This is a genomic window from Wolbachia endosymbiont (group A) of Volucella inflata (assembly GCF_947250665.1).
Classification (GTDB): Bacteria; Pseudomonadota; Alphaproteobacteria; order Rickettsiales; family Anaplasmataceae; genus Wolbachia; species Wolbachia pipientis.
The window spans coordinates 888,743-911,073 of record NZ_OX366338.1; the positions used below are offsets into that span (position 1 = coordinate 888,743).

17 protein-coding genes and 2 pseudogenes are annotated in these 22,331 nt (G+C 36.0%); 11 read left to right on the forward strand and 8 right to left on the reverse strand.

Annotated features, from left to right (window positions below):
- Positions 1-827: 827 nt before the first annotated feature.
- A complete protein-coding gene (locus tag OOK85_RS04510) occupies positions 828-2,141 on the reverse strand; it encodes a hypothetical protein (RefSeq protein WP_264702388.1) in 1,314 nt (437 codons plus the stop codon).
- A gap of 153 nt (positions 2,142-2,294) precedes the next feature.
- Entirely contained in the window at positions 2,295-3,221 is a 927-nt protein-coding gene (glpX, locus tag OOK85_RS04515) for a class II fructose-bisphosphatase (protein ID WP_213863134.1), read from the reverse strand.
- A gap of 43 nt (positions 3,222-3,264) precedes the next feature.
- Here glpX and OOK85_RS04520 point away from each other — a divergent pair, with 43 nt between their 5' ends.
- On the forward strand, positions 3,265-4,632 hold the full coding sequence (locus tag OOK85_RS04520; RefSeq protein WP_264702391.1) for an ankyrin repeat domain-containing protein: 1,368 nt from the start codon (positions 3,265-3,267) through the stop codon (positions 4,630-4,632).
- An 85-nt stretch (positions 4,633-4,717) separates the two neighbouring features.
- On the opposite strand, the gene ppdK is transcribed toward OOK85_RS04520, so the two are convergent.
- Positions 4,718-7,399 (reverse strand): pyruvate, phosphate dikinase, encoded by a 2,682-nt coding sequence (gene ppdK, locus OOK85_RS04525; RefSeq protein WP_264704191.1) that lies wholly within the window; start codon positions 7,397-7,399, stop codon positions 4,718-4,720.
- A gap of 210 nt (positions 7,400-7,609) precedes the next feature.
- Here ppdK and OOK85_RS04530 point away from each other — a divergent pair, with 210 nt between their 5' ends.
- Complete coding sequence (locus tag OOK85_RS04530) at positions 7,610-8,461, forward strand: Rpn family recombination-promoting nuclease/putative transposase (protein ID WP_096616857.1); 852 nt, start codon at positions 7,610-7,612, stop codon at positions 8,459-8,461.
- A 106-nt stretch (positions 8,462-8,567) separates the two neighbouring features.
- Here OOK85_RS04530 and OOK85_RS04535 read toward each other — a convergent pair whose 3' ends face one another.
- Positions 8,568-9,956: a phosphomannomutase/phosphoglucomutase gene (locus OOK85_RS04535; RefSeq protein WP_264702396.1), complete on the reverse strand. Its 1,389-nt coding sequence runs from the start codon at positions 9,954-9,956 to the stop codon at positions 8,568-8,570.
- A 94-nt stretch (positions 9,957-10,050) separates the two neighbouring features.
- On the opposite strand from OOK85_RS04535, the gene OOK85_RS04540 reads away from it, so the two are divergent.
- From OOK85_RS04540 to OOK85_RS04555, 4 genes and pseudogenes are all read left to right on the forward strand, one after another.
- Entirely contained in the window at positions 10,051-12,129 is a 2,079-nt protein-coding gene (locus tag OOK85_RS04540; RefSeq protein ID WP_264702397.1) for a coiled-coil domain-containing protein, read from the forward strand.
- A gap of 365 nt (positions 12,130-12,494) precedes the next feature.
- Complete coding sequence (locus OOK85_RS04545) at positions 12,495-12,761, forward strand: transposase (RefSeq protein WP_264702399.1); 267 nt, start codon at positions 12,495-12,497, stop codon at positions 12,759-12,761.
- A gap of 57 nt (positions 12,762-12,818) precedes the next feature.
- Positions 12,819-13,208: a transposase gene (locus OOK85_RS04550; RefSeq protein WP_264702401.1), complete on the forward strand. Its 390-nt coding sequence runs from the start codon at positions 12,819-12,821 to the stop codon at positions 13,206-13,208.
- Positions 13,130-13,327 (forward strand): annotated as a pseudogene (locus OOK85_RS04555) (IS481 family transposase); the annotation flags it as partial. The gene OOK85_RS04550 and the pseudogene OOK85_RS04555, both read left to right, overlap by 79 nt.
- A gap of 18 nt (positions 13,328-13,345) precedes the next feature.
- On the opposite strand, the gene OOK85_RS04560 reads toward OOK85_RS04555, so the two are convergent.
- Positions 13,346-14,098, reverse strand: coding sequence for an IS5 family transposase (locus OOK85_RS04560; protein ID WP_264702403.1), 753 nt, complete (start codon positions 14,096-14,098; stop codon positions 13,346-13,348).
- A 76-nt stretch (positions 14,099-14,174) separates the two neighbouring features.
- Here OOK85_RS04560 and OOK85_RS04565 point away from each other — a divergent pair.
- Positions 14,175-14,933 (forward strand): annotated as a pseudogene (locus OOK85_RS04565) (IS481 family transposase); the annotation flags it as partial.
- 284 nt (positions 14,934-15,217) lie between these two features.
- Here the strand turns inward: OOK85_RS04565 and OOK85_RS04570 are convergent.
- On the reverse strand, positions 15,218-16,678 hold the full coding sequence (locus OOK85_RS04570) for a TrkH family potassium uptake protein (protein ID WP_264702406.1): 1,461 nt from the start codon (positions 16,676-16,678) through the stop codon (positions 15,218-15,220).
- Between the two features lie 141 nt (positions 16,679-16,819).
- Here OOK85_RS04570 and OOK85_RS04575 point away from each other — a divergent pair, with 141 nt between their 5' ends.
- Positions 16,820-16,990 (forward strand): hypothetical protein, encoded by a 171-nt coding sequence (locus tag OOK85_RS04575; protein WP_264702408.1) that lies wholly within the window; start codon positions 16,820-16,822, stop codon positions 16,988-16,990.
- A gap of 95 nt (positions 16,991-17,085) precedes the next feature.
- Entirely contained in the window at positions 17,086-17,544 is a 459-nt protein-coding gene (locus tag OOK85_RS04580) for a hypothetical protein (RefSeq protein WP_264702410.1), read from the forward strand.
- 307 nt (positions 17,545-17,851) lie between these two features.
- On the opposite strand, the gene OOK85_RS04585 is transcribed toward OOK85_RS04580, so the two are convergent.
- Positions 17,852-18,868, reverse strand: coding sequence for a substrate-binding domain-containing protein (locus OOK85_RS04585; RefSeq protein WP_264702412.1), 1,017 nt, complete (start codon positions 18,866-18,868; stop codon positions 17,852-17,854).
- A 206-nt stretch (positions 18,869-19,074) separates the two neighbouring features.
- Entirely contained in the window at positions 19,075-19,827 is a 753-nt protein-coding gene (locus OOK85_RS04590; protein WP_264702164.1) for an IS5 family transposase, read from the reverse strand.
- A gap of 959 nt (positions 19,828-20,786) precedes the next feature.
- Here OOK85_RS04590 and OOK85_RS04595 point away from each other — a divergent pair.
- Together OOK85_RS04595 and dcd are read left to right on the forward strand one after the other, a co-directional pair.
- The gene (locus tag OOK85_RS04595; RefSeq protein WP_264702259.1) at positions 20,787-21,539 is read left to right on the forward strand and encodes an IS5 family transposase; all 753 of its coding nucleotides are present in this window, start codon (positions 20,787-20,789) and stop codon (positions 21,537-21,539) included.
- A 231-nt stretch (positions 21,540-21,770) separates the two neighbouring features.
- Complete coding sequence (gene dcd, locus OOK85_RS04600; RefSeq protein ID WP_264338453.1) at positions 21,771-22,328, forward strand: dCTP deaminase; 558 nt, start codon at positions 21,771-21,773, stop codon at positions 22,326-22,328.
- Positions 22,329-22,331 lie beyond the last annotated feature (3 nt).

The window sequence follows — 22,331 nt, forward strand, 5'->3', positions numbered from 1 at the left end:
TTTGAGGCAAAACCTGCTATAACATTTCTTCGCAAACAAACGTTCGTACAGTTAGTGCGACCCGAAAGTCGTGATTTTGTGATGGTTAAATTCCATCTTCCCTAGACATCGGGGATAATGTATGTCTCACATTTTAGAGAGTGGCAACCTCTAGGATGCAAGCATGAGATAAAAGCAGGTAACACTAAACCTTATAGTGAATCCCTGCAAACAGAGTTAGATATGGTTACGAGAGGAACCAATGCCTGAATTGTCGTAACGAACGATATGCGAAATAAGGTTGGTTAACGCATAGACCAAAAGGTACGGAGAAAGTGGATAATTAGAACTTGACTGGTCTGATTAAGATGTTTCCCATCTCCCGGCAAAAAGTTGGAACCTAAGTCTAACATGAAACAATTTCATGGAACGGAGTAACATTATAGATGCTCTTATTCTTTAAGCAGGGAGCCACCCGTATGCACCTATAATGAGGGATTGTCTAAGAAGCCAAGGCCTAAAATAATGTTTAGGATATGCTGACGTGGACACTGTAATTTGGAAGGTAAAGTTGTGAGTAGTGGTTAATATGTTATGAGCCAACATTAAGTGTTAGGTATGAATGAATACGACTTCTCTAGTAATATAGAGAATGCTGTATTTAAGCTATAAAAACAAATTTACCAAGCTTTGAAATGTTAATTACATGGAGAAGTATGTATGACAAACACCAAGTTAGAGAGAAGCCGGATGTGGTGAAAGTCACAAGTCCGGTTTTGAAGTCGAGTGGGGAGAGGTGACTTTCTCCACTTAGATAACTGTATCAGCTACTTTCATGGCACCATTTGTTATAAACTCACATTTTCTCTATGATTATCTTTATTTGCCGCTTTCCCGGACGGATGCTCTACAGTTATTTCCTCATCAATAGCCGAGCGAGGTGCACCAGAACCAGGTACAACAATATTCTCGTGCGATTGCGTATCCTTCTTTTCCTCACATGGTGTTTGCTTAATGAAATGTGCTGCTAAAACTTCATGTAAAGCTTTACCTTTTATAAGCACAGCCTCGTTTTGCTTAGCTAACTCTAAAATTTTCTTTGGTTCAACATCTTTACCGTCAATAGTTGATTTTTTAATACTAACTTGACCTAAATTTATATTTAGAACAACAGTACAGTTAAGGTCTTTTCCAGATTCATCTTTTGCACCCCAACTAATTTCGATGTCACATATTGCAAATTCTGTAAAGGAGTAGTTCCTCTGTTGTTTCTCATTCTTCTCAATTGTTACTATTCTTTTATCATTACTATATATTTTTACTCTTTGTATCTCATTTTTAATTGTTTCCATCCTTTTAGTCTTTTCGCTAAAAAGACGACTAGTTTCTAAACTCTGTCCAGGTTTAGTAATGTTGATACTAAGATTATCATAATGATTAACAAGATGTCCTGCCTTTTTGTCTGGCCAATAACATCCATCAAAGAAACCAATTAGATCATCTTTGTTTAGAAATTCTTTTGCATCATTCATTCCTTCGTCAATTCGAAGAAGATATCTACCCAACCTCTTTTTAAAATTTTCTTTTAACTCCTCCTGATCTTTAGAAGTAAGCTTCTTATCCAATATATCCATTATTTCTCTTTGCTTACTTAATACCACATAGTTAAAAAGGAAAATGCTCTCCTTCTCCCGTCGATAATAGTTTGCTATTTTGTCAAATGGATCTGCTGGCCGGCCGTTATTATAATTTACAGAATCAGAAGAATCTTGACATTTATTATCCTTAAAATTGAAATTCAATTTTTCAAAATCTGATAACACTTCTTCTGCCCTATCTTTAAAAGACTGAAGTCTATCTTGAAGTTCTTTTCCATAACTCATTCCTTTGTCAATTTGAAAAACATATTGACTATATTTCTTTCTAAACTCCTCCTGTTCTTCGAGAAGAGGAAGATTCCTATCTAATATATCGATTATTTCTTTCCGCTTATTCAATATTACATAGTTAAAAAGGGCACTCTCCCCCTTCTTTTCATAATCGTCTGCTATTTTGTCAAAACACTTATTATCCTTAAACTCCAATTCCTCAAAATCTGAGAGCACACTTTGTACCTGAGTCTCATCGAATTGAAGATTTGCTTGAGGAGATAGAAGAGTCAACTTTTCTTCACTTTCCTAGGTACTCGAATTTTTGTACAAACCATTAAATAGATTTATAATACTAGAAAACATTTCACACCTCTATTGTTATAAGTAAACTTGATTATATCTTAATGCTAAATGTTATAAAGCTAAAATTAGAAACTAAAAAAGCTAACATAAGTTCTGCATTGTTTGCAGCTTTATCAGCCTATTAGGCAGAATTATTAAAGAATTAGTTGAATAGGTATTATGATTCAATTTAACTCCATCCACAAGTTCTCCGCTTGTTACTCCAGTTGCAATGAACACTGATTCACCTCTTGCCATATCTTTTACGGCGTAGACTTTTTCTGGGTCATCAATATTTAAATTTTTTGCTCTTTCTCTTAACTGATCCGTGTCAAGTACTAATCTTCCCTCCATCTGTCCGTCGATAGAGCTTAGCGCTGCAGCCGCAAGCACTCCCTCTGGTGCTCCTCCTATACCGATATACATATCATGATTGCCATTTACTAGTGAAACTATGGCCGCAACATCACCATCATCTATTAGTTTAATTTTTGCTCCTAATTTCCTGATTTTCTCTATTAATTCACCATGCCTTTCACGTTTAAGTACAGTTACCACGAGATCATTCACTTTGCATTTTTTTGCCTTGGCTAAATTGTCTAGATTCTTTTCAATGCTATTTTTTAGTGAGACTACACCCTCTGGAAGATTTTTTCCTACTGCTATCTTTTCCATATAAACATCAGGTGCATGTAAAAAATTACCTTTTTTCGTTGCAGCAAGAACGGACATTGCCCCTGATTTGTAATGAGCACAAATCGTAGTGCCTTCAAGTGGGTCAACAGCAATGTCAATCTCAGGACCATTTCCAGTGCCAACCTTCTCGCCAATATATAGCATCGGCGCTTCATCTCTCTCACCTTCACCAATTACGATAGTACCATTTATTTCCATTGAATTTAATACTGTACGCATTGCATCAACTGCAACCTGATCAGCCTTTTTTTCATCGCCGAAGCCTGCTAGTTTATATGCAGCAAGCGCCGCAGCTTCGGTCACTTTAACTAATTTATAGGCTAAATCTTCCATCATTTGCTTTAAGAACTATATTCAATATATATCATGATATATCATGCTGCTTGAAACTGCAATATGTCTTGACTGGTTGTGGGAAAGTTGCTATAATAAAAATATTTATAGTGGTGGAATTACAGTTATGCCGTATAGTAATGATGATATTGAAGATCTGGCCTCGCACATAGCTAAAATGCTGCGATATACAGGGAACATTGATCTGAAAGACTTGCTAAAAGGTTCAAAATGGAAAGAAGTTAATTTTCAAGATGAATGTGAAGGAGGCAATTTATTAGGAGACTTACTTCTAAAACATGCAACCGAAAATAACAACTCACGCGTTAAGGATTTTCTCCTCAAAAATGGGTGTAAACCCCTTCAACAAGAGCAAATAACCGCAGCAATAAACAAGGAAGAAGAGGCACCTAATGTGAAAGAGAATAGAGCAGACAGTAATGAAGTAGATTCTAGTAACTCCATAAACCCTGGTATGACTGCTGAAGTACTTTACGGGCAACTAATACAAGGAAAAAAAACAAATTCGGCAATTTTTGACTCGTTTGCAAATGCTGTAAGAGAGTCCAATATTACCGGCGATCGTAGCGTATTTCTAGATGTTGTAAAATTGTTTACAGATTTAGATGCTGTAATCCATCTTACAGATACTGCTTCCAGGACTATATTGGATATAGCTGCAATAACAAAACAAGCTGACGTTGTTAAGGTACTTTTGGATAGTGGCAAATTTAATGAAGAAGAAAAATTGCATGCCTTGAATTCTGCTATTGTTCAAGGTAATGTCCAAGAAGTTGAGCTAATTTTAGGTTACGTGAGTCCTGCAAACAGGAAAGAGGCTTTAGAAGTGGCCATACAGGTAGGTAAAACTGAAATTGTTAATGCGTTCTTGAATAGTGGTAAGCTTAATGAAGAAAACAGAGCAAAACCTTGCAGCAGTAATGGGAACATTGGTAGTAGACCTATAGCAACAGTTCCTCTAACCAGTACCAATGGTGATAATCATAATAACAAAAATAAAACGCCTGTAATACCAGAGGAAACAAATACTAAGCAAACTGCCACACCAAATAATGATAATAAAGCTAACGGCTTTGTAGATGCTCAATTTTCTATGCCAAATGAACAAGAAACTAAATATAAAGAGAGCAAAAAGGATTTTTACACCTCATTGACAAAAGATGTTGTTGGAGTTGTTATTACAGGATTATTCATTACTGCTGCTGTGATGGTTCCATTTGTAGCTGGTGCAGTAGTTTGCAGTGTCATAGCTGCTTTGATTGCAATATATACCGGGTTGCATGTAAAAAATTCTACATTACCAAGTTATAGGGAGATGAGAGAGAATGAAGTTGAACGTGTAACAGGATGTCATCCCAGTGCCCAGACACTGGGATCCAGAAGGCCATAATAAAAACTAGATTCCAGCGTCACGCGCTGGAATGACACCCTCTGGTGGGCTCAAACCATATGAGTAGCCAACACTGCCACTATACTTACCTAGCAAATTTAGATCTAACACTAAACTGTGCTGCCACTAACTTTGCAATCGGTACTCTATAGGGTGAGCATGAAACATAATCCACCCCTGACTTGATGAGAAACTCTATAGATTTTGGATCTGCTCCATGCTCTCCACATATACCCAGCTTTATTTCTTTTCGGGTTTTTTTGCCTCTTTCAATGGCTATCTTGATTAACTCCCCTACCCCTTCGATGTCCAGCACTTCAAATGGGTCGTTTTCGAATATGTTGCTTTCCTTATAAGAATCAAGGAAATTAACTGAATCATCTCTTGAAAGTCCCATGGTTGTTTGCGTTAAATCATTAGTGCCAAAACTAAAAAACTCTGCATGTTTTGCTAACTTATCAGCAATCAGTGCTGCTCTTGGTAGTTCTATCATCGTTCCAATTGAATAAGCCTTGTCTGATGTCATTCCAGCGCGTGACGCTGGAATCTGCGTCTGGATCCCAGCTGAGATAACAGAGGATTCTTTCTTTGCTAGCTCGCATATCAGAATAAATTCTTTCTCGCTCATGATAAAAGGAATCATGATTTCAGGCTCCACTTCTATCTTCTTTTCTTTCTTTAATTCACTTGCAGCACTAAGTATTGCCCTAATCTGCATGCTATATATTTCAGGATGAGAAATAGCAAGTCTACAACCTCGATGGCCAAGCATTGGGTTCTTTTCTGATAACTGTGCTATTTTATTTTTTACTGACTCAACTGACTTACTAAGTGATTTGGCAATTTTTTCTATAGTAGACTGATCATTGGGTAAAAATTCATGCAAAGGTGGATCAAGCAACCGTATAGTGACTTCCCTGCCCTCCATAATAGAAAATATTTCTTTGAAATCAGACTTTTGCATTTCTTCTAGTTTAATGAGCGCATTTGCCCTTTCATTTTCATCGTCAGCTATTATCAATTTTTGAATGAATTCGATTCTATCATTAGCGAAAAACATATGTTCTGTGCGACATAAGCCTATACCTTCTGCACCGAATTCTTTTGCAATTTTTGCATCTTTTGGAGTATCAGCGTTCGCTCTCACTTTGATCGTTTTGATTTCATCTATCCAGTTGATTATCGTTTTGAATTCTTGCGATAATTCAGGTGAAATTGTAGGAAGAATGCCAAGCATAACCTCCCCTGTTCCTCCGTTGATGGTAATTGGTTCACCTTTATTTACTTTTGTATCCCCTACAGAAAAGAAAGTTCCATCTTTATCGATATAAAGTCCACTCACACTGCAAATGCATGGCTTACCCATTCCACGGGTTACAACAGCAGCATGCGAGGTCATCCCTCCCCGTGCTGTTACTATGCCACTTGCAGCATTCATTCCATTAATATCTTCAGGACTCGTTTCTGACCTTACTAAAATCACTTTTTTGCCCTGCTCTGCAGCTTTTTCAGCATCACTTGCACTAAACACTACATATCCAGAAGCAACCCCTGGAGAAGCCGGCAGCCCCTTCCCTATTACTTTTTGGTCACTCTTAACGTCAAGAACTGGATGCAATAAATTGTCAAAGGTTTTTGGATCAATTCTCAATATTCCTTCTTCTTTTGTAATCGTTCCTTCGTTTACCATATCAACTATTATGCGAATAGCAGCTTCAGCCGTGCGCTTGCCAGACCTAGTTTGCAAAATCCATAACTTACCGTCCTGTACAGTAAATTCGATATCCTGCATGTCTTTATAATGCCTTTCAAGTTTTTCACATACCACGCATAATTCTCGGTAGACACTTGGCAGCAACTTCTCCATGGTGTTTTTTTGCTCTCCGTCAATTGGCATAGGAGTATAAACACCAGAAACCACATCCTCACCCTGAGCATTAACCAAAAACTCACCAAAAAGCTTTTTTTCTCCAGTTGAAGGATTTCGTGTAAATATCACACCAGTTGCAGAATTATCATTTAAATTACCAAAAACCATTGCTTGCACGTTGACCGCTGTTCCAAGGTTTTCAGGAATGTTATGTATTCTTCTATAGGAAACAGCCCTATCATTTTTCCAAGAGGTAAATACTGCATTAACTGAGTTTAACAATTGCTCTTCAACGTTCTGCGAAAAATGTTTCTCAGTTTTTTCATATACTATCCTTTTGAAATTGTTAACAATCCTCTTTAAAACATCAACATCAAGATCAGCTAAGCTTTTTGCTCCACTCTTTTGCTGCTTATTATCAACAACATCTTGAAATAGGTGATGGTCAAGCTGTAGTACAACATTGGAGTACATCATGATGAAACGGCAGTAGCTATCATAGGCAAAACGTTTTCCACTTTTTTTTGCAAGCCCAATAACTGTTTCATCATTTAAACCAACATTTAAAATAGTATCAAGCATGCCCGGCATTGAACTAACACTACCAGAGCGTATTGAAACTAATAAGGGGTTATTTAAATCCCCGAATTTACAACCGATGTCATTTTCGAGCATCACTATGTAGTTTTTAATCTCGTTACGTAGGTGGTTAGACAATTCATTATCCTGACAGTAGGCCTGACAAACAGAGGTGGAAATTGTGAAACCAGGTGGAACCGGAATGCCAACATTGCACATTTCTGCTAAATTTGCCCCCTTTCCTCCCAGCAGATTTTTCATTTCTGCATTGCCTTCGCATTTACCCTGGCTAAAGTAATGTATTAACTTTTCCCCCATCATTTTCTCCGGATTTTCACTGATAAACACATTGTACATATAGTTCCAATAAACCTGTGAGAACTTGAAACCTTAGGATAATAAATTTTACAAAATTTTGCAACAACGTTCCTTCTGGCAACATCAGTAAAGTTAACAAAAAAGATGACAAATTATTGAATTATTATCAATAAGAATATATAATATGAAGATACATTTAAAAATTTTTTTATGGCTCTTTCTAAATTTCTCGACCCCAAGAATGATGTTGCGTTCCGGCGTATTTTTGGTACTGAAAAAAATAAAGACATCCTCATTCACTTTCTCAATGATATTTTGGGGTTCACTGGCAAAGATGAAATAAAAGAAATAGAATTCCTCAGCACTATTCAAGATGCTGAAATTGCCTCTAAAAAACAAAGTATCGTTGATGTTCTTTGCAGGGATGAAAATGGGGTGCAAGTAATAGTCGAAATGCAAGTTGCCAAAACTAAAGGCTTTGAAAAACGCGCTCAATATTACGCTGCTAAAGCTTATTCAAGGCAAGCTGATAAAGGTGATCAATATCAGGATCTTAAAGAAATCATTTTTATAGCTATTGCTGATTGTATTCTCTTTCCTAATAAATCTGAGTATAAGTCAGATCATGTAATGTTAGACAAAGATAGCTATGAACATGATTTAAAAGATTTTTATTTTACATTTATTGAGTTACCAAAATTTCCTAAAACTAAAGAAGATCAATTGGAGAGTATAGTTGAAAAATGGATCTATTATTTTAAATACGCAGATGAAACTAGCGAAGAAGAATTGGAAAAGATAATAGGTAGTGATGTAATAATTAAAAAGGCATATGAAGAACTAAATAGATTCAACTGGTCAGAGAAAGAATTTATTGCCTACGAACAGGAAATAAAACGTATTCGTGATGAACGGGCTGTTCTTGAACAAAAACTTGATGATGCTAAAAAGGAAGGAAAAATTGAAGTTGCAAAAACAATGCTAGCTAATAATGTTGATGTCACCACTATTGTTAAGTTTACTGGCCTCTCCATGAGTGAGATCAAAGAATTGCAGAACTAAGTGGACCCGCAAACGGTTACACGAAATAATGCTGCAGCCTGACCAGGTGATAAGTACATTTAGCCTATTTATCTTTATACTTTCATGTCAATTTTATAAATCAAATTTATTTCTGTGAGTAGCTACAATTTAAAGACCTTGCTTCATCAATGTAATGGAACAAAACCTTTTTAGTAAGTTCAAAACCCTCTAAAGTCTCTCCTTCGCATCTTGCTGTAATGCAGTTTTGCGTATTTGATACCCTAAGAAGCCACCAACCTTTATTATCGGTTACTTTAACACCATCAAGATCTGAAAATACAATATTTTGCTTCTCCAGTGTTTTCTTTATTGATTCAATTATTTGAAATTTTTTCTCATCTTTCACTACAATCTTTACTTCATGAGTGATATATAACTTCGGTAAATCCTCAATTACCTGAGATAGGCTTTGGTTTTTCTTAAGCAAAATCTCAACTGCTTTAACAGCAGAATATAGCCCATCATCAAAACTTAGCTCAGAAAAGAAGAAGTGCCCGCTTAATTCACCAGCAAACTTTGCCTCTTCCTCTACCATCTTCTTCTTAACTAGTGAATGTCCAGTAGCGCAGGTAATAACTTGCCCTCCTAACTTACTAACAAAATCATGCACTTTCATACTCATTTTTACGTTAGCAATAACTTTGCTTTCTGGATATTCCTCCAACACTTCACGTGCAAAAATTATAAATAAATGGTCATTGGAAACAACGTTGCCTTTATTATCAATTAAGCGCACCCTATCGCTATCGCCATCTAGCGCAATGCCAAGATCACATCCATATTCCTTCACAATGTCAATTAATTGAGCGAGATTTTTTTCCTCTATGGGATCTGGATCATGCAGTGGAAATGCCCCATCTATAGAGTTATTGGTTACGATGTGCGTATGACCAGGCAAGATCTTTTCAATATACCTTATAATTCCACTTGCTGGACTATTTCCACAATCCCAGGCTATTTTTAATTTCTGTGTAGTATCGTTCTTCACTGCACTTTTTAATATGCTAATGTACTCACTATATATATTTATGTTAATTAAGCTTCCAATTCTTGTGCTGTTTTTAATTGGACTGCTTATAATTTCCTTTATCTCTTGATCTGAGAAGACTTTTTTATTACTAAAAAATTTAAAGCCATTATATTCGCTGGGGTTATGAGAGGCAGTTATTATGATACCAAGATCCGCCTGTGTGATTTGTGTTGCAGCGTAAAGCATAGGTGAAGAGCATAGTCCAACGCGTATAACATTTGCACCGGATAAAGTTAAGCCCCTAATTAATTCTCTTTCTATACCTGGTGAATCTATTCTGCTGTCGTAGCCGACACAAACACTAGCTACGGTTTGGCCAAACTTTCTACCTATCTCGTACCCATCATTAATCTGCAAGTCTTTGCCTATTATACCTCTAATATCGTATTTTCTTATAATGGTATTGTCCATACTGTACTTCTTGAAGTGACTACTATATAACATTTTGGCCAAATGCTCAAGTTTATTTATCCAACAATTAGTTGACTCTTTAAAGAAACCTGTTAATATTATAGTATATTTTTTAAAATGTAAAATTATGCCACAGGAAAACGAAAATGTATTTATAGCTGAAAGTCAAAGTTTAGATGTAGATGAACAGAAGAAAAATGATATTTTAAGTGTCATTGAATCTTGCAACGATCTTCAGGATTTTATAAAAAAACTAAAGGAAGAAAATCTCATCTGGTACTTTATTGGTCCTTTACGCAAAGATGAGAACATTACAGGACAGATAAATTTAAAGTGGGAAAAGGAGTTCCAAAAATTTGAGCAATCAATAGACGCAACGCATAAAGAACTTAAGTCGTCTCTGCCTGGTCAAAATTTCTTAGTGTATCCAACAAAGGATAATGACTTCAAAATTAGATTTGAAAATGAAGAAAAATCAATAGAAATTAGCAATATTTTAAGAGCTAGCAGTGAAGGTAAGGTTTATAACATATCTTTAGGGAAAGATAGTCAAATAACTGCAACCAAAAAAGGCAGCGAAAGGTACTATGATTTTACTGGTTCAAGCTCATGTGAAATGACCATTAATTGGCAGGCTAAGGATTCTGAAGGTAACAGCATAGACTGTAGCATGACCGTAAAATTGGATTCTGGTGGTATACAGAGTGTTATTGGTGAGCCAAAATTTGGAGGAATAACGAGTTCAGAAGAAGTATTAAAGTTAGTTGGACAAAATAAAGAAGTTTTTATCAACAGAAAAACTCTGTATCAAGCTTTTACTGACATGTCCAGGAGTGTAGATGATCAGCAAGTACCAGCAGAGGAAATATTTACAAAAGATCCACATATATCACCACAGTCACCTACACCGAGCAGCAGTGGGTATTCCTCTCCTAGCACACCTTCTTCACGTAGAAGTTCTATATCCACTAGCAGTGAATTTAGTGATGAAGATGAAATATTTGAGGATGATATGTCTGGTGATGAAGAAGAGTATGAGCAAGAAGGATTAAAAGATGAAGTTGAGGAATTAGAGGAAGAAAAAGAAACATTTGCTAAATATTTTGCAGTGCAGGCAAAGCAGCTTGAGGATCTAAGATTAGAACGTGACTCCTTGAGAGATAAAGTTAATGAACAACAGCGAGCGATATTTGAAAGAGGTCAAAGAATAAAGGAACAAGAGGAAGAACTACAGGATAAAAATGATGTAATAAAGAACTTAAATGATCAGTTGAAAGATAAGGAAGGTGAAACAAATGAGGCAAATAAAGAATTACAGAGAAAATTGAAGCAAAGTGAAGCTAATTTAACTGTACTAAAGGAAAAGAATGCAAATTTGGAGAATGACCTGAAGAAAATAGTGGAAGGTTTAAACGATGATCATAAAAAGCAGTTGGCAGAACAGTTAATGGAAACAAAAAAGGAAAACAATACATTGGCTGAAACGGCGAACCGATTGTCTAAAGAATTAAATGAATTACAGAGAAAAAAGGAAGATTTAGAGAGGGAAATTCGACAACTTGAACCTGGAAGATCACTTGCAGATGAGCTAAGCGAAGAAAATACGAAGGGGGAAATAGAAAAGCTCCAACGTCAGCTTAAGGAAAAGGAAGGGATGTTAACGTGTACACAGGAAGAGCTGGCATCTGTCAAAGAGAGTCTAGAGCAACTGCAGAACATATTGCAGCAAAAAGAAGGTCAGGAAGAAACAGCAGCTACATCAACTCAAACTGAAGTTGAGTATGAAAGTAGAGGAACAAGCATGCAGCAGCAAGACCAAGGTATAGAAGCTGTAAACAACAACTCAAGCAGAATAGCTAGTGGGTTAAGACAAGAAAACAAGAAATTGACTAGAGACAAACTAACTATATCCAAGCAATCAAAACAAAAAATAAAAGAGATTGACGAGTTAAAGAAAAATTTAAAGCAATTACAAGAAGAAAATAAACAACTAAAACAAGAAGTTACTAAAAATGCAGAAGTTGATGCATCATCTTCAACAGACCAAAGAGAGACTAAGGAAGTGGAAGTTCAAACTGACGTGCAAATGAATGATTTCCATGATTTATATAATGAAAAAGGTGAATATGCTAAAACAGAATTCTCAAATCCAAACGCAGTCCCTGCTCAGGATCAAGAAAAATTTCCTCTTCTTTCAAAAGGATGAGTTTTGCTTCTATAGCTGACCCAAGCAACACGTCATCCCGCGATTTATTCGCGTTATCTCAGCCGCTAACACGTAGCGGGATACTTAACCGTCATACCGTGATTTATTCACAGTATCTCTTAGCCACTAACAAGCAGCGGGATGACAGCAATCCTACGTCATGCCGCCGCGGTATCTCTAGATCCCGCTAACTAGTAGCGGAATGACGAATTTTTGTTTTTCAAATTATAGCTAAACATACTGTAATTGCTATTGAATGATGGAGAGACATACTCCATTATTTTAGGCTCTGTGGACAAAAAATATGAAAAGAGAGAAAAAGATGGTAGTTTAGCCTAATAGATAAAAAATGGAGAAACTACCATATGCAATATTACATCAAAGAGGAAAATTGGAAACAAATTTTAGAGTTCATAAAAAGCGTAAAAGGAATGCACAGCAAAGATGAAAAACGTTTAAGAATATTCATAGAGGCAGTGTGGTACATAGTGCGAAGTGGTTGCCAATGGAGACTTTTACCAAAAACTTATGGTAATTACAGGAGTATACATAAGCGATTTAAAAGATGGTGTGAAAGAGATGTCTGGAAAAAATTGCTTGAATATACTAGGCTCTGTGGACAAAAAATATGAAAAGAGAGAAAAAGATGGTAGTTTAGCCTAATAGGTAAAAAATGGAGAAACTACCATATGCAATATTACATCAAAGAGGAAAATTGGAAACAAATTTTAGAGTTCATAAAAAGCGTAAAAGGAATGCACAGCAAAGATGAAAAACGTTTAAGAATATTCATAGAGGCAGTGTGGTACATAGTGCGAAGTGGTTGCCAATGGAGACTTTTACCAAAAACTTATGGTAATTACAGGAGTATACATAAGCGATTTAAAAGATGGTGTGAAAGAGATGTCTGGAAAAAATTGCTTGAATATACTAGGTGTACAGTCCCAGAGTGTGATGGTATGATAAAATATGAGAAAAAAATACCATCAAAGGAGGAGTTATGGGACAAATATTACATGGGTGCGCCAAAACAACACAGACGATTCGTAGAGCAATACAAAATAGAAAAGAGAGCATAGCAAAACTCTCCAAGCATTATAACCTTAATCCAAAAACTATTATTAAGTGGAGAAAACGTTCATTTACGAAAGATGCTGATATGGGTCCAAAGCGTCCAAGATCGACTGTTTTAACGCTAGGCTCTGTGGACAAAATTTTAGAGAAGCCATACAAGAGCTCCAACAAAATTGAGAAAACCCATAAAAACCTCAGCAGTTTTATCAAATCTGGAAAAAATGCGCCTAAAATTTTTAATTTTACCAAAAAAACACTCAATCAAATGACGTTCTTTGTAGATATGCTCATCGTAATACCTTTGCACTTTTCGATTCCGTTTTGGCGGAATAACTACTGTACATCCCTTGTCTTCAAGACTTGTAACAAAGGCATTGCTATCGTAGCCCTTGTCAGCTACTACAGTAGAGTTATAGATACTTTCGGTCAACACTTGTGCCTGCGTAATTTCATTTCTTTGACCAGGAGTCAGAGTAAATTTAAGTGGATTTCCAAGTGCATCGACAAGCGCATGTATTTTAGTTGTAAAGCCACCTTTGCTCCTCCCTAAAGCTTCTTGATCCTTGGAGTTTTTTATATATCCAGATGAACATGGATGGGCTCGGATGATCGTACCGTCGATTATAGCAACTTCTAAATCAGGCTCTTGTTTAGTATATTCAAGCAATTTTTTCCAGACATCTCTTTCACACCATCTTTTAAATCGCTTATGTATACTCCTGTAATTACCATAAGTTTTTGGTAAAAGTCTCCATTGGCAACCACTTCGCACTATGTACCACACTGCCTCTATGAATATTCTTAAACGTTTTTCATCTTTGCTGTGCATTCCTTTTACGCTTTTTATGAACTCTAAAATTTGTTTCCAATTTTCCTCTTTGATGTAATATTGCATATGGTAGTTTCTCCATTTTTTACCTATTAGGCTAAACTACCATCTTTTTCTCTCTTTTCATATTTTTTGTCCACAGAGCCTAGAAGAGGAAGCTATAATAGTTACATTTCGCAAGTATACACTACTGCCACTAGATGATTGCCTTTACGCTCTGCAGTCTACAATTCCGCATTTGACTCGCTCTAGCTTGCATCGTTGTTTACAAAGACACAACATTAGCAGATTACCAACTGTTGATGGAGAAGTTAAGTCAAAAAAGAAATTCAAACAATATCCTATCGGTTACTTTCATATTGATATTGCTGAAGTTAGAACTGAGGAGGGCAAATTACATTTGTTTGTTGCTATTGATAGGACATCCAAATTTACCTATGTTGAGTTGCGTAACAGTGCTACAAAACCCATAGCTGCTGAGTTCTTACGTAATTTGATTAGAATTTTACCGTATAAAATCCATACTATTTTGACAGATAACGGTATACAATTTACAAACCAGAAGCGTCATAAGTATGCTTTCCAACATATATTTGATAGAGTTTGCGAAGAGAATGTTATTGAACATCGTTTGACAAAAGTTAGCCATCCTTGGACGAATGGGCAAGTCGAGCGTATGAATAAAACTTTAAAGGATGCTACAGTTAAGAAGTATTACTATCAATCGCACCAGCAACTTAAAGAACACCTTTATAACTTTGTTATGGCTTATAATTATGCAAAGAGACTCAAAACTCTTAAGGGTCTTACTCCTTATGAATTTATATGTTATCAGTGGACACAGTCTCCAGAATTATTTATACTAAATCCACACCATCACACTCTGGGACCATACACCTAGTAATATAGAGAATGCTGTATTTAAGCTATAAAAACAAATTTACCAAGCTTTGAAATGTTAATTACATGGAGAAGTATGTATGACAAACACCAAGTTAGAGAGAAGCCGGATGTGGTGAAAGTCACAAGTCCGGTTTTGAAGTCGAGTGGGGAGAGGTGACTTTCTCCACTTAGATAACTAGATTTATTCGCGGTATAGATTCCGCTAACGAGTAGCGGAATGACGGTTTTTCAAATTGTCGTAAGTCAGTTTAGCTATAATATCAAATTTCACAACTTCACCAACTATTTCTTTCTATTAAATAAGAATAAATTGCCTATACAAAAATAGATTGGCAATATTTCAAGTCTGCCAAGCAGCATTAAAAACGATAGAAATAATTTTACTTCATTACTGAAAGAGGAATAATTACCCGAAGGACCTATTAAATTACTAAATCCCGGGCCAGAGTTTGTAAGCGTTGCAGAGACTGAGCTGATGCTAGTTATAAAGTCTGCATTGCTTAAGTAAGATATCACTATTGATGAAATGGTAAACGTTAACATGAAAATTGCAAAAAATATAAAGACAGAGTGAACTTCATCATTCTCCAGAATTTTTCCATTGAATTTTACTCCATTGTCTGCATCAGGGTTTAATAAAAGGTAAAAGTAATTTCTTATAGACCTTAAAAGAACAATCAAGCGGAAGATTTTGACACCACCACTTGAAGAACCACTACATCCACCAACAAAGGTGAGAAAAAAAGCTAAGACTGAAATGAAACTCCAATCTATATGATTACAGATTGCATAACCAGTTGACGTAATTAAAGAGGTGATGGTAAATGTGCTGCATCTAAATGATAATGACACTCCTAAATCAACATTTTTATACAACCAAAAACAAGCAAATAAAGATGAAACAATAGCTATCTTAAAAAAGTAAGAGAACTGCTCATCATAGCAAATGTCTAACCGTCTTATGATTTTTAAATAGCTAAGAAAAGGCAGAGAACCCAAAATCATAAAAATGATCGTTATGACTTCTAACATAGGGTTATCATAGTGCCCTATAGAATCATTATAGTTAGCAAATCCACCAGTTGATACAGCGGACATTCCGTGACATATTGCATCAAACAGTGGCATACCAGCTAGATAATAGGAAAATACGCATAATAAAATTAGGCTATAATATATTGCTGTAACATGAATCACTACGCTTCGCGTATTCGGCAACTTCCTTTTGGTAGCATCTGAATATTCAGAATAAAGTAAATTATTTAGGCTGAGAATCTTGAGCATAGGAAAAACTGCAATTCCTAAAGTGATTACACCAAAACCCCCCATGCCATGTAGCATTGCTCTCCATAGCAGTATTCCTGGAGATTGTTTTTCAATATCATTAAATATAGTTGCCCCTGTGGTTGTGATGCCAGATATCGTTTCAAACAATGCATCAACATAGCTCAGATTATCAAAATAGAAAGGAATAGCTGCAAACAGAGACAAGGCAATCCAGGTGCAACTAGTAATCGCAAAAATTGCTGGCATTCCATGCAATCTACTTAATTTACCGAGTAAAATAAAAATTGCGCCAGATGTGCAGGTAATTATGAATCCAGCGAGGAAATTTTTCCATTCGTAGCTGAGATACTTATTGGTAATAGCAGGAATAAGCATTGCTAAGCTAAACAGCAATAGGAATATTCCCACAATAAATGCAATTGAACGTAAAGTTTGTAAACGTTGATGATTTTTCATAGAGTTACTTCCTCGCTATACAAAGCCATAAAAGCTACTCTAACGTCAAGCATTTTGTTGGCCTTTATTAACAGTTATTAACAATATACTTGATTTACTTGTAAATATGTGTGATAATTAAATTTTTATTAGAGGTAAGATATGGTTGAATTAACTAATGCACAAGAAGAAATTCTAGGTTCATTAAGACAGGCATTCAGGAATGACAATTTTCAAGAAGTCCAGAACGTACTCGACAATAAGGAACATAATGATATACAAGCAGTTTTGAGCCACGAGGGGACTCTGACTAGTGACAAAGGTACCATTTAAATGATGTTATTGACTGTTCTAATGCTAGCGTTAGCACTAAAGTAGAGATCATTGAACTAATTTGGAAGGAAGCTGATCAAAAAACTCGTGATTTTTTGTGTAATTACAAGGTAATAGAATTTTTTGAAGGTCAACCATATTTTACGGGCATGATAGATGATCTTAAACGCTTTCAAGGAAAAATTGACTCTAATAACACAGATATATGTTTTGCTCTTGAAACAGTTATTGAAGAAGTGGAAGAGCACAAGAGGGTAATGGGTCTTGATTCCAACGCTCCTATAGTAACTAACACTACTACACCAACTACTGGCAACAAAACCCCAGAAAAAAACGATACAACCTTCTGGAGTGAACACAAAGGGAAGATTGCTCTATGCGTTGTTGGACTATGCGTAGTTGGTGCTATTGCAGCCTATGTGCTAGCGTATCCTGTAGTTGCACTGGCTTTAACAGTTTTGGCAGCAGTTATATTAATGGGTGCTGGTATTGCTAAGGTTTTAGAAAATTCAAGTGTAGAAAAACCGTTTACACAACAACAAGAAGTACACTAGAAGGGTGTCATCCCAGTGCTTGACACTGGGATCCAGGAATTTTATTAAGTTGGTAAGCATAAAAGTAGCCGTTTTATGTTAAAATACAACGTTTTAATGATTATGAAAAGGCTGGATTCTAGTGTCAAGCACTGGAATGACAAGAAGAGGGTACTTGGATGACAGGAGAAGGAGGCACTGGCTCTTGGATGGAAAGCTGGATTCCAGGCTGGAATGACACCTCTCTTAGTAAAAATTACTTTTATATCATAACGTTCGTACAGTTGTGCGCACCGCTAGAACAGAGAATATAAAAAAAGCGTTGCCGTCACGTTATATCATAAACCTTTGCTGAAGCTTTCTTTATATCTTCACTTGAAAGTGGAATTAGACCAAGCCTAGATAGGTACCCATCTTCAATGCCGATCGAATCTATAATTTCTTTTATGAATTCTCTTAATCCATCAACAGTATCTAGGTGTTCCCTCTTTATGTAAAGGTATAGAGGTCTTGCTAATATATATTTTCCCGATGATATATTTTCGTAAGTTGGCTCAATTCCTGCAATTGTGCTTCCTTGTATTTTATCTTGATTCCTCATTAAAAAGCTGAAACTAAATATCCCTAAGGCGTTCTTGTTACTTTTCAATTTTTGTATTATTATGTTTTCATTAATTCCAACTTCTATATACCTTCCATCATCCCTTATATTACCACATGCTTTCTTTCTTTCTTCCTGATCTTTATAATTCTCTTTAAAAATTTTCGAGTTCATACATGAATATTGATCAAGCATAATAGAATTAACCAAAGTTTCGTATGTGCCTGTATTTTGATGTGGACCATAAATTTCAATTTCTGTTTTTGGTAAGGCTTGATTTACATCAGACCAAAACTTCTTATTATTTTTTACTAATTTATCATTTTCTTGAGAATATGCAGATAAAGTTTCAAATAAGTCCTTCTTTGTGAAATCAAATCTATGGCTTTGATTTGAATTTGCAATGACAATTCCATCATAGCCAATGATGATCTCTATCACTTCATTAATTTTATTTCTTTTACATAGTTCTCTTTCTACTTCCTTCATAGGGCGAGATGAAGTGGTGATGTCTGGCGTGTCTTCCCCTATTCCTGAGCAAAACATTTTGAACCCTGATCCACTTCCTATCGATTCCACAACTGGAGTCTTAAAGGAGAATACACGATTGAACTCCTCGGCTATAAATGAGATAAAAGGAAAAACAGTTGAAGACCCAACAATTCTGATGTATTTCCTGGCATCAGCATTTGACAGCGGCATGAATAATACGAATACAAAAATCAGGAGAAAGTTTCTAAGCATTATTTTTAGTTAAGAACATAAATTTAATTATTGTAATAAAAAATCAAACTGAAAAGCTTTAATTTTCTCTTGTGATTGACCTATAGCTAATCCAATTGACCGCTATTTCAATTGCATGAACATTGTAACAATGGTGTCTGCAAGCAGCTTACTGTACGAACATTGTGATTTGAGAGCAATTTTCACTAGGCTCTGTGGACAAAATTTTAGAGAAGCCATACAAGAGCTCCAACAAAATTGAGAAAACCCATAAAAACCTCAGCAGTTTTATCAAATCTGGAAAAAATGCGCCTAAAATTTTTAATTTTACCAAAAAAACACTCAATCAAATGACGTTCTTTGTAGATATGCTCATCGTAATACCTTTGCACTTTTCGATTCCGTTTTGGCGGAATAACTACTGTACATCCCTTGTCTTCAAGACTTGTAACAAAGGCATTGCTATCGTAGCCCTTGTCAGCTACTACAGTAGAGTTATAGATACTTTCGGTCAACACTTGTGCCTGCGTAATTTCATTTCTTTGACCAGGAGTCAGAGTAAATTTAAGTGGATTTCCAAGTGCATCGACAAGCGCATGTATTTTAGTTGTAAAGCCACCTTTGCTCCTCCCTAAAGCTTCTTGATCCTTGGAGTTTTTTGTATATCCAGATGAACATGGATGGCCTCGGATGATCGTACCGTCGATTATAGCAACTTCTAAATCAGGCTCTTGTTTAGTATATTCAAGCAATTTTTTCCAGACATCTCTTTCACACCATCTTTTAAATCGCTTATGTATACTCCTGTAATTACCATAAGTTTTTGGTAAAAGTCTCCATTGGCAACCACTTCGCACTATGTACCACACTGCCTCTATGAATATTCTTAAACGTTTTTCATCTTTGCTGTGCATTCCTTTTACGCTTTTTATGAACTCTAAAATTTGTTTCCAATTTTCCTCTTTGATGTAATATTGCATATGGTAGTTTCTCCATTTTTTACCTATTAGGCTAAACTACCATCTTTTTCTCTCTTTTCATATTTTTTGTCCACAGAGCCTAGGAGGATGTCATCCCAGTGCCCAGACACTGGGATCCAGTTCTTATTACCTGGTAAGTTTTCTGGATTCCAGACTGGAATGACATCGTTTACCATGTGACGAAGTACAATTTGTTAGTTAATAATCCATTGTCATCCCAGCGCCATGCGCAGTTATCTAAGTGGAGAAAGTCACCTCTCCCCACTCGACTTCAAAACCGGACTTGTGACTTTCACCACATCCGGCTTCTCTCTAACTTGGTGTTTGTCATACATACTTCTCCATGTAATTAACATTTCAAAGCTTGGTAAATTTGTTTTTATAGCTTAAATACAGCATTCTCTATATTACTAGAGAAGTCGTATTCATTCATACCTAACACTTAATGTTGGCTCATAACATATTAACCACTACTCACAACTTTACCTTCCAAATTACAGTGTCCACGTCAGCATATCCTAAACATTACTTTAGGCCTTGGCTTCTTAGACAATCCCTCATTATAGGTGCATACGGGTGGCTCCCTGCTTAAAGAATAAGAGCATCTATAATGTTACTCCGTTCCATGAAATTGTTTCATGTTAGACTTAGGTTCCAACTTTTTGCCGGGAGATGGGAAACATCTTAATCAGACCAGTCAAGTTCTAATTATCCACTTTCTCCGTACCTTTTGGTCTATGCGTTAACCAACCTTATTTCGCATATCGTTCGTTACGACAATTCAGGCATTGGTTCCTCTCGTAACCATATCTAACTCTGTTTGCAGGGATTCACTATAAGGTTTAGTGTTACCTGCTTTTATCTCATGCTTGCATCCTAGGCTCTGTGGACAAAAAATATGAAAAGAGAGAAAAAGATGGTAGTTTAGCCTAATAGGTAAAAAATGGAGAAACTACCATATGCAATATTACATCAAAGAGGAAAATTGGAAACAAATTTTAGAGTTCATAAAAAGCGTAAAAGGAATGCACAGCAAAGATGAAAAACGTTTAAGAATATTCATAGAGGCAGTGTGGTACATAGTGCGAAGTGGTTGCCAATGGAGACTTTTACCAAAAACTTATGGTAATTACAGGAGTATACATAAGCGATTTAAAAGATGGTGTGAAAGAGATGTCTGGAAAAAATTGCTTGAATATACTAAACAAGAGCCTGATTTAGAAGTTGCTATAATCGACGGTACGATCATCCGAGCCCATCCATGTTCATCTGGATATACAAAAAACTCCAAGGATCAAGAAGCTTTAGGGAGGAGCAAAGGTGGCTTTACAACTAAAATACATGCGCTTGTCGATGCACTTGGAAATCCACTTAAATTTACTCTGACTCCTGGTCAAAGAAATGAAATTACGCAGGCACAAGTGTTGACCGAAAGTATCTATAACTCTACTGTAGTAGCTGACAAGGGCTACGATAGCAATGCCTTTGTTACAAGTCTTGAAGACAAGGGATGTACAGTAGTTATTCCGCCAAAACGGAATCGAAAAGTGCAAAGGTATTACGATGAGCATATCTACAAAGAACGTCATTTGATTGAGTGTTTTTTTGGTAAAATTAAAAATTTTAGGCGCATTTTTTCCAGATTTGATAAAACTGCTGAGGTTTTTATGGGTTTTCTCAATTTTGTTGGAGCTCTTGTATGGCTTCTCTAAAATTTTGTCCACAGAGCCTAGAGGTTGCCACTCTCTAAAATGTGAGACATACATTATCCCCGATGTCTAGGGAAGATGGAATTTAACCATCACAAAATCACGACTTTCGGGTCGCACTAACTGTATGAACATTGTGATTTGATACAAGCTACTTGCATGACAAAAGCTACAGTTTACATTTAAATTTTATTTTATATTATTGTAAGTATTACACAACTTTAAGGGGCAATTATGGCAGTTATGCCAGATAAATGGATAAGAGAAAAAGCTGAAAACTTTGGAATGATAAAGCCTTTTGTGAATCACAAAAGTAGCAAAGGTGTTATATCTTTCGGACTATCATCTTATGGTTACGATGCAAGAGTGGATAATAAATTTAAAATTTTTACTAACGTTAATTCAGCCATCGTGGACCCTAAAAATTTTTCTGAGAATAGTTTCATAGATAAAGAAACAGACGTATGCATAATTCCACCAAATAGCTTTGTGCTTGCAAGTACAGTGGAATATTTTCGTATACCAAGGAATGTACTGGTCATTTGTGTTGGTAAATCAACTTACGCAAGATGTGGAATTATAGTAAACGTTACTCCCTTAGAACCTGGATGGGAAGGTCATGTCACACTCGAATTCTCAAACACCACTCCACTTCCTGCAAAAATTTACGCTAATGAAGGCGCATGCCAATTCGTATTTTTAAGCGGCGAAAGTGAATGCGAGAAATCATATGATGATATGAAAGGAAAATATATGAATCAGCATGGTATCACTTTGCCGCTGGTGAAATAATTA

Coding starts and splice junctions, on each gene's coding strand:
- glpX (WP_213863134.1), bottom strand. CDS start 3,221: ATGGAAGATTTAGCCTATAAATTAGTTAAAGTGACCGAAGCTGCGGCG.
- OOK85_RS04520 (WP_264702391.1), top strand. CDS start 3,265: ATGCTGCTTGAAACTGCAATATGTCTTGACTGGTTGTGGGAAAGTTGC.
- ppdK (WP_264704191.1), bottom strand. CDS start 7,399: ATGGGGGAAAAGTTAATACATTACTTTAGCCAGGGTAAATGCGAAGGC.
- OOK85_RS04530 (WP_096616857.1), top strand. CDS start 7,610: ATGGCTCTTTCTAAATTTCTCGACCCCAAGAATGATGTTGCGTTCCGG.
- OOK85_RS04535 (WP_264702396.1), bottom strand. CDS start 9,956: ATGTTATATAGTAGTCACTTCAAGAAGTACAGTATGGACAATACCATT.
- OOK85_RS04540 (WP_264702397.1), top strand. CDS start 10,051: ATGCCACAGGAAAACGAAAATGTATTTATAGCTGAAAGTCAAAGTTTA.
- OOK85_RS04545 (WP_264702399.1), top strand. CDS start 12,495: ATGCAATATTACATCAAAGAGGAAAATTGGAAACAAATTTTAGAGTTC.
- OOK85_RS04550 (WP_264702401.1), top strand. CDS start 12,819: ATGCAATATTACATCAAAGAGGAAAATTGGAAACAAATTTTAGAGTTC.
- OOK85_RS04560 (WP_264702403.1), bottom strand. CDS start 14,098: ATGCAATATTACATCAAAGAGGAAAATTGGAAACAAATTTTAGAGTTC.
- OOK85_RS04570 (WP_264702406.1), bottom strand. CDS start 16,678: ATGAAAAATCATCAACGTTTACAAACTTTACGTTCAATTGCATTTATT.
- OOK85_RS04575 (WP_264702408.1), top strand. CDS start 16,820: ATGGTTGAATTAACTAATGCACAAGAAGAAATTCTAGGTTCATTAAGA.
- OOK85_RS04585 (WP_264702412.1), bottom strand. CDS start 18,868: ATGCTTAGAAACTTTCTCCTGATTTTTGTATTCGTATTATTCATGCCG.
- OOK85_RS04590 (WP_264702164.1), bottom strand. CDS start 19,827: ATGCAATATTACATCAAAGAGGAAAATTGGAAACAAATTTTAGAGTTC.
- OOK85_RS04595 (WP_264702259.1), top strand. CDS start 20,787: ATGCAATATTACATCAAAGAGGAAAATTGGAAACAAATTTTAGAGTTC.
- dcd (WP_264338453.1), top strand. CDS start 21,771: ATGGCAGTTATGCCAGATAAATGGATAAGAGAAAAAGCTGAAAACTTT.